Annotated in this window: 6 protein-coding genes and 1 pseudogene; 5 read left to right on the forward strand and 2 right to left on the reverse strand. The window is 71.7% G+C overall.

The window, feature by feature from the left end:
- Positions 1-116: 116 nt before the first annotated feature.
- The 5 genes from ABZ386_RS34560 (at position 117) to rbsD (ending at position 6,061) form a co-directional block, all read left to right on the forward strand.
- The gene (locus tag ABZ386_RS34560; protein ID WP_351346587.1) at positions 117-1,136 is read left to right on the forward strand and encodes a LacI family DNA-binding transcriptional regulator; all 1,020 of its coding nucleotides are present in this window, start codon (positions 117-119) and stop codon (positions 1,134-1,136) included.
- On the forward strand, positions 1,133-2,665 hold the full coding sequence (locus ABZ386_RS34565; protein WP_356500904.1) for a sugar ABC transporter ATP-binding protein: 1,533 nt from the start codon (positions 1,133-1,135) through the stop codon (positions 2,663-2,665). The genes ABZ386_RS34560 and ABZ386_RS34565 overlap by 4 nt, the downstream gene beginning before the upstream one ends.
- Positions 2,655-4,610 carry a substrate-binding domain-containing protein gene (locus ABZ386_RS34570; RefSeq protein WP_358967539.1) on the forward strand — a complete coding sequence of 652 codons (1,956 nt, stop codon included), beginning with the start codon at positions 2,655-2,657 and terminating at the stop codon, positions 4,608-4,610. Before ABZ386_RS34565 ends, ABZ386_RS34570 begins: the two co-directional genes overlap by 11 nt.
- Positions 4,611-4,685: 75 nt before the next feature.
- Positions 4,686-5,675: a ribokinase gene (locus ABZ386_RS34575; RefSeq protein WP_358967542.1), complete on the forward strand. Its 990-nt coding sequence runs from the start codon at positions 4,686-4,688 to the stop codon at positions 5,673-5,675.
- Positions 5,672-6,061 (forward strand): D-ribose pyranase, encoded by a 390-nt coding sequence (gene rbsD / locus ABZ386_RS34580; RefSeq protein WP_356500912.1) that lies wholly within the window; start codon positions 5,672-5,674, stop codon positions 6,059-6,061. The genes ABZ386_RS34575 and rbsD overlap by 4 nt, the downstream gene beginning before the upstream one ends.
- A gap of 177 nt (positions 6,062-6,238) precedes the next feature.
- On the opposite strand, the gene ABZ386_RS34585 is transcribed toward rbsD, so the two are convergent.
- Together ABZ386_RS34585 and ABZ386_RS34590 are read right to left on the reverse strand one after the other, a co-directional pair.
- Positions 6,239-6,769 (reverse strand): GNAT family N-acetyltransferase, encoded by a 531-nt coding sequence (locus tag ABZ386_RS34585; RefSeq protein ID WP_358967553.1) that lies wholly within the window; start codon positions 6,767-6,769, stop codon positions 6,239-6,241.
- A gap of 8 nt (positions 6,770-6,777) precedes the next feature.
- Positions 6,778-6,984: pseudogene (locus ABZ386_RS34590) on the reverse strand (cytidine deaminase); the annotation flags it as partial.
- Positions 6,985-7,331 lie beyond the last annotated feature (347 nt).

Below are 7,331 nucleotides of genomic sequence, written 5' to 3' on the forward strand. Positions count from 1 at the left end.
GAGGTGTCCTGGGGGTCTTGATTTACCGGCGTGTAATCGATTCCATCCACCCGTCGATGTAATCGATTCCACGGACCCGTCCACGGGTCCCGTTTCCACAAGGAGGTGGAGCGGCGATGGCGAGCATCAAGGACGTCGCTGCCGAGGCGGGCGTCTCCGTCGCCACGGTCTCGCGCGTCCTGAACGACCACCCGTCGGTCAGCGCCGACGCACGCACCCGCGTGCTCGCCGCCGTCGAGGCCCTGGGCTACCGCCCGAACGCCGTCGCCCGCTCCCTGCGCACCGACCAGACCCACACCCTCGGGCTGGTCATCAGCGACGTACTGAACCCGTACTTCACCGAACTGGCCCGCTCCGTCGAGGAGGAGGCCCGCGCGCTCGGCTACAGCGTGATCATCGGCAACGCCGACGAGCGGCCCGACCTCCAGGACCACCACGTACGCAACCTGCTGGACCGCCGGATCGACGGCCTGCTCGTCTCCCCCACGGACGGCGGCTCGCCGCTGATGCTGGACGCCGCGCGGGCCGGGACGCCCATGGTCTTCGTGGACCGGTGGATCCCGGGCGTGGACGTGCCGGTCGTCCGGGCGGACGGGCGGGCCGCCGTACGGGACCTCGTGGCGCATCTGCACGGGCTCGGGCACCGCCGGCTCGCGATCATCGCCGGTCCCGCGGCGACCACGACCGGCCGGGAGCGCGTGGAGGCCTTCCGCGAGGCGCTCGCCGCGTGCGGGCTGGAACTCCCCGACGCCTACATAGGGCAGGGCGACTTCCAGGCGGAGAGCGGGCGCCGGGTCACCGAGGGCTTCCTCGACCTGGCCGAGCCGCCCGAGGTCGTCTTCGCGGCCGACAACCTGATGGCGCTCGGCGCGCTGGACGCCGTACGCGCGCGTGGACTGCGCGTGCCGGACGACATCGCGCTGGCCGCGTTCGACGACATCCCGTGGTTCGTGCACACCGACCCGCCGATCACGGCGGTCGCCCAGCCCACGGGCGAGCTGGGCCGGGCAGCCGTACGGGCCCTGGTCGACCGCATCGAAGGACGGCCGGGCGAGTCCGTCACCCTCCCCGCCCGGCTCGTCGTACGCCGCTCGTGCGGCGAGAACCCCACCCCAGTGCAAAGGAGCACGTCGTGAGCGACGCGGACGAGTTGCTGCGCATCGAGGGCATACGGAAGACCTTCCCGGGTGTGGTCGCGCTGGACGGCGTCGACTTCTCCTTGCGCCGGGGCGAGGTGCATGTGCTGCTCGGTGAGAACGGCGCGGGCAAGAGCACGCTGATCAAGATGCTCTCCGGTGCTTACACGCCCGACGCCGGGCGGATCCTGGTCGGCGGCGAGGAGACGCGCATCCAGAGCGCGCAGGACTCCGAGCGGCTCGGGATCGCCACCATCTACCAGGAGTTCAACCTCGTACCCGATCTGACGGTGGCCGAGAACATCTTCCTGGGGCGGCAGCCGCGCCGCTTCGGCGTGATCGACCGGAAGCGGATGGAGGCCGACGCCGAGGTCCTGCTCAAGCGGGTCGGCGTACACGTGTCGCCCCGCGCGCGGGTCCGCGAACTCGGCATCGCGCGGCTGCAGATGGTCGAGATCGCCAAGGCGCTCAGCCTGGACGCCCGGGTGCTGATCATGGACGAGCCGACCGCCGTGCTCACCTCCGAGGAGGTCGAGAAGCTCTTCGCGATCGTGCGCACGCTGCGCGAGGACGGCGTCGGGATCGTGTTCATCACCCATCACCTGGAGGAGATCGCCGCCCTCGGGGACCGGGTGACCGTCATTCGCGACGGGAAGAGCGTCGGGCAGGTGCCCGCCTCCACGACCGAGGACGAGCTGGTCCGGCTCATGGTGGGGCGCTCGATCGAGCAGCAGTACCCGCGCGAGCGCGCCGACCGCGGTACCGCGTTGCTGACCGTCGAGGGGCTCACCCGCGACGGCGTCTTCCACGACGTCGGCTTCGAGGTGCACGCCGGCGAGGTCGTCGGCATCGCGGGGCTGGTCGGGGCCGGGCGGACCGAGGTCGTCCGGGCGGTCTTCGGGGCCGACCCGTACGACAAGGGCAGCGTGAAGGTCTCCGGCGCCCCGATCGCCAAGTACGACGTCAACGCGGCGATGACCGCGGGCATCGGGCTCGTCCCCGAGGACCGCAAGGGCCAGGGCCTGGTGCTGGACGCGTCGGTGGAGGAGAATCTCGGGCTGGTGACCCTGCGGTCGGCCACCCGCGCGGGGCTCGTCGACCTCAAGGCACAGCGCGAGGCGGCCGCGCGGATCGCCGGGCAGCTCGGCGTGCGCATGGCGGGCCTCGGCCAGCACGTGCGCACCCTCTCCGGCGGCAACCAGCAGAAGGTCGTCATCGGCAAGTGGCTGCTCGCCGACACCAAGGTGCTGATCCTCGACGAGCCGACGCGCGGCATCGATGTCGGCGCCAAGGTCGAGATCTACCAGCTGATCAACGAACTCACCGCCGCCGGCGCGGCCGTCCTGATGATCTCCAGCGACCTGCCCGAGGTGCTCGGCATGAGCGACCGGGTGCTGGTGATGGCCCAGGGCCGGATCGCCGGTGAACTCTCCGCCGACGAGGCGACCCAGGACGCCGTGATGGCCCTCGCCGTCAGCACGCCCACGATCACCAGCACGACCGGAACGGAGGCCTCCCGTGGCCACTGACACGCTCAAGAGCACGACGGGCGCGGGTGGCGCCTCGGCCTCGGGCGGCCTGCGCCGCCTCCTGCTCGACAACGGCGCGCTCACCGCGCTCATCGTCCTCGTCATCGCGATGTCGGCGCTGTCCGGCGACTTCCTGACGACGGACAACCTCCTCAACGTCGGTGTCCAGGCGGCCGTGACCGCCATCCTCGCCTTCGGCGTCACCTTCGTGATCGTCTCGGCGGGCATCGACCTGTCGGTCGGCTCGGTCGCCGCGCTGTCGGCCACGGTCCTCGCCTGGAGCGCCACCTCGGCGGGCGTCCCGGTCTTCCTCGCCGTCCTCCTCGCCATAGCGACGGGCATCGTCTGCGGCCTGGTCAACGGCATCCTGATCTCCTACGGCAAGCTGCCGCCGTTCATCGCCACGCTGGCCATGCTGTCCGTGGCCCGCGGCCTGTCCCTCGTCATCTCCGAGGGCTCCCCGATCGCCTTCCCCGACTCGGTCTCCCACCTCGGCGACACCCTCGGCGGCTGGCTGCCCGTGCCGGTCCTGGTCATGGTCGTGATGGGCCTGATCGCCGCGTTCGTGCTCGGCCGGACCTACATCGGCCGCTCCATGTACGCGATCGGCGGCAACGAGGAGGCCGCGCGACTTTCCGGGCTGCGCGTGAAGAAGCAGAAGCTCGCGATCTACGCCTTCTCCGGTGTCTTCGCCGCCGTCGCCGGTGTCGTGCTCGCCGCCCGCCTCTCCTCCGCGCAGCCCCAGGCCGCCGACGGCTACGAGCTGGACGCGATCGCCGCGGTCGTCATCGGTGGGGCGTCGTTGGCGGGTGGTACGGGCAAGGCGTCCGGCACGCTCATCGGCGCGCTGATCCTGGCCGTGCTGCGCAACGGGCTGAACCTGCTGAACGTCTCCGCGTTCTGGCAGCAGGTCGTCATCGGTGTCGTCATCGCGCTGGCGGTGCTGTTCGACACGCTGCGGCGCAAGGCGGGGGCGACCCCGGTGGCCGGTGCTTCCCAGGGAGGCAAGGGCAAGCAGGCGGCGACGTACGCGCTCGCGGCCGTGGTCACCGTCGCGATCGTCGGCGCCACGTCCTTCCTGCACAACGGCTCCTCCGCCGCGTCCGCCCCGAAGATGGGCCTGTCGCTGTCCACCCTCAACAACCCCTTCTTCGTGCAGATCCGGGCGGGCGCCCAGGCCGAGGCGAAGCGGCTGGGCGTCGACCTGACCGTCACGGACGCCCAGAACGACGCCTCCCAGCAGGCCAACCAGCTGCAGAACTTCACCAGTTCCAACCTGGGCGCGATCATCGTCAACCCGGTGGACTCGGACGCCGCGAGCAACTCGGTGAAGGCCGCCGACAAGGCGAAGATCCCGGTCGTCGCGGTGGACCGGACCGTCAACAACGCGGCGGTGGACACCCTGGTCGCCTCCGACAACGTGGCCGGCGGTGAACTCGCGGCCAAGTCCATCGCCGAGAAGCTGGGCGGCAAGGGCAAGATCGTGATCCTGCAGGGCCAGGCGGGCACGTCCGCGGCCCGGGAGCGCGCCGAGGGCTTCGCCAAGGGGCTGAAGGCCTACCCGGGCATCCAGGTCGTGGCCCAGCAGCCCGCCGACTTCGACCGCACCAAGGGCCTGGACGTGATGTCGAACCTGCTCCAGGCGCACCCGGACGTCCAGGGCGTCATCGCCGCCAACGACGAGATGGCCCTCGGCGCGATCAAGGCGCTGGGCTCCAAGGCCGGCAAGTCGGTCTCGGTCGTGGGCTTCGACGGCACGCCTGACGGACTGAAGGCGGTACAGGACGGCACGCTGTACGCCTCCGTGGCGCAGCAGCCGACCCAGCTCGGGAAGATCGCCGTGGACAACGCCCTGAAGGCGCTCCAGGGCAAGAAGGTCGAGGAGACGGTGAAGGTGCCGGTGAAGGTGGTCACGAAGGAGAACGTGGCCGGCTTCAGCGGCTGACATCGGGGAACGGCCGGGCGGTCGCACACGGCGTGCGGACCGCCCGGCCATGTCACTGACGTGGGGAGACAACTCATGTACGACTACGACCTCCTGGTCGTGGGGTCGGCCAACGCCGACCTGGTGATCGGAGTGGAGCGCCGGCCCGGAGCCGGCGAGACCGTGCTCGGCTCCGACCTGGCCGTCCACCCGGGCGGCAAGGGCGCGAACCAGGCGGTCGCCGCCGCCCGGCTCGGCGCCCGTACGGCACTGCTGGCCCGGGTCGGCGACGACGACCACGGCCGGCTGCTGCTGGACTCGCAGCGGGAGGCCGGCGTGGACACGGTGGGCGTCCTGGTGGGCGACGCGCCGACCGGCGTCGCGCTGATCACGGTCGACCCGTCCGGGGACAACAGCATCGTCGTCTCGCCGGGCGCGAACGGCCGGCTGACCCCCGGGGACGTGAGCGCCGCCGGGTGCCTGTTCCAGAGCTCCAAGGTGGTCTCGACGCAGTTGGAGATCCCGCTGGAGACGGTGGTGGAGGTCGTACGGAACCTGGCACCGGACAGCCGCTTCGTGCTGAACCCCTCCCCGCCGCGCCCCCTCCCCGCGGAGGTGCTGGCGGCCTGCGACCCGCTCATCGTCAACGAGCACGAGGCGAAGGTGATCCTGGGCGACTCGGCCGTCGGGGACACCCCCGAGGACTGGGCGCGGATCCTGCTCGCGAAGGGCCCGCGGTCGGTGGTGGTGACGCTGGGCTCGGAGGGCGCGCTGGTGGCGTCCGCGGAGGGCGTCTCGCGGGTGGCGTCGGTGAAGGTGCGGGCGGTGGACACGACGGGCGCGGGCGACGCGTTCACCGCCGCGCTGGCCTACCGGCTGGGGGCGGGCGAGTCCCTGGCGGAGGCGGCGGCGTACGCGGCGCGGGTCGGTGCGGCGACGGTGACGAAGAGGGGCGCGCAGGAGTCCTTCCCGACGGCGGCGGAGGTCACTGCCCTGTGCGGTGCTGCCCCGGGGGACAAACCCCGGACCCCCGGCCGCGGGCCGGGCAGCGACTCGGCGTCGGGTGAGCAAGGTGGGGCGGCGTGAAGAAGGCCGGAATACTGAACCGTCACCTCGCCGGTGCGCTGGCCGAACTCGGCCACGGCGACGGGGTGCTGGTGTGCGACGCGGGCATGCCGATCCCCGACGGGCCCCGGGTGGTGGACCTGGCCTTCCGGGCCGGGGTGCCGGCGTTCGCGGAGGTGCTGGAGGGGCTGCTGGCCGAGCTGGTGGTCGAGGGGGCGACGGCGGCGGAGGAGGTACGGCGGGCGAACCCGCAGGCCGCGCGGCTGCTGGACGGGCACTTCCCCGCGCTGGATCTCGTCCCGCACGAGCGGCTCAAGGAGCTGTCGGCGGGCGCCCGGCTGATCGTCCGCACGGGCGAGGCACGGCCGTACGCCAACGTCCTGCTGCGCTGCGGCGTCTTCTTCTGACCGCCGTTCACCGAGATGTTTCGAGGGGCCCGGTCCGTCGACCGGGCCCCTCGGCTTTCCCCTCCCGTCAGGCCCCCGCGATCCCCCCGGATCCCCCTCCAGAAGTCCTGACACCAAGTACGACCCGCAAAGGGCGGGAAGGGTTGCACGGCCGGGCAAGATTTTCTTGCCGGATTCTTACTGTCGTCCCCGGGCGGTGCCCCTCGCCGGGTTACGGCAGGTCAGAACGTGAGTGAGCCCGCCGTCGTCCTCCACGATGTCCCGGACGTGCGCGAACCCGAGCCGGCCCAGCAGCCGCAGCGACGGCTCGTTCCGCGCGTCCACGGTGGCGTGCACCTCGGTGAGCCTCAGGGTCTCGAAGCCGTACGCCACGAGCGCCCGCGCCAGCTCCGTCCCGAGCCCGCCGCCCCAGGCCTCGGGGGCGAGGGCGTAGATGATCTCGTGTCCGTCGACTTCCTCGGTCCGCTTGATCTCCGCGTGCCCGACCAGCCGCCCGTCGCGCCGGACCGCCCACACGTCGAACAGCTCCCGCGCGTACACCTTGCTGAAGACCCGCCCGAACAGGGCCCGGTCGTCGGCCTCGGACGCGGTGCCGTCCCCCATCCACCGGGACACCCGGGCGTCCTGGAACAAGGCGACGAAGTCGTCCTCGTCGTCCGGGGTGTAGGGGGTGAGGAGGAGGCGGGGGGTGCGCAGGGCCGGGGGCAGGGCGGGGCTCACTCGGCACCGCCCAGCTGATCGGCCCAGACGTAGCTCTCGGGCAGCAGGTCCGCGACGGGGACGGCCCGGACATCGTCGCCCGCGCCGATGAGCGTCAGCTCGACGCGGGGCCCTCCGGTGAAGTGGTAGACGTTCACCGCGGTCACGATCCGCCCGTCCCGAGCACGCCCCGCGGCGGCCATGGTGTGGCTCTCACCCCGACAGCACGGGGTGGGGCGGGGTGGGGCTGTGGGGGGCGGGACTGTGTGGTCATCGGCTCCGCTTTCGTCGGCGTCAGGGGGACGTTGCCCCGAGCGGTCGGACCGTGCAACCGGAAATCGGCGGGTGGAGGGCTGTCGGACTGCTGCTGTGGCGGGGCTGTGACGGTGAGGCTGTTGCGACTGTGATCGCAAACGGTGAACATGGTGTAGGTAGAAACGTTCATCACCGACCGATCGGTGGCCGGGGGAGGCGAGTTAGCGCGATGAAGTTCGACATGGGGGCTCAGACGCTGTCCACGCTGCAGCGTGACACGCGTGGTTCGACGGATGATCTGGGTGGTCTGGTCCGT

Origin of the sequence: Streptomyces sp. NPDC006140, from assembly GCF_040628815.1 — a bacterium.
GTDB lineage: Bacteria > Actinomycetota > Actinomycetes > Streptomycetales > Streptomycetaceae > Streptomyces.

Bases quoted from the DNA above. Each gene is read 5' to 3' on its own strand.
- ABZ386_RS34575 (WP_358967542.1), top strand. From the start codon at position 4,686: ATGTACGACTACGACCTCCTGGTCGTGGGGTCGGCCAACGCCGACCTG.
- ABZ386_RS34560 (WP_351346587.1), top strand. From the start codon at position 117: ATGGCGAGCATCAAGGACGTCGCTGCCGAGGCGGGCGTCTCCGTCGCC.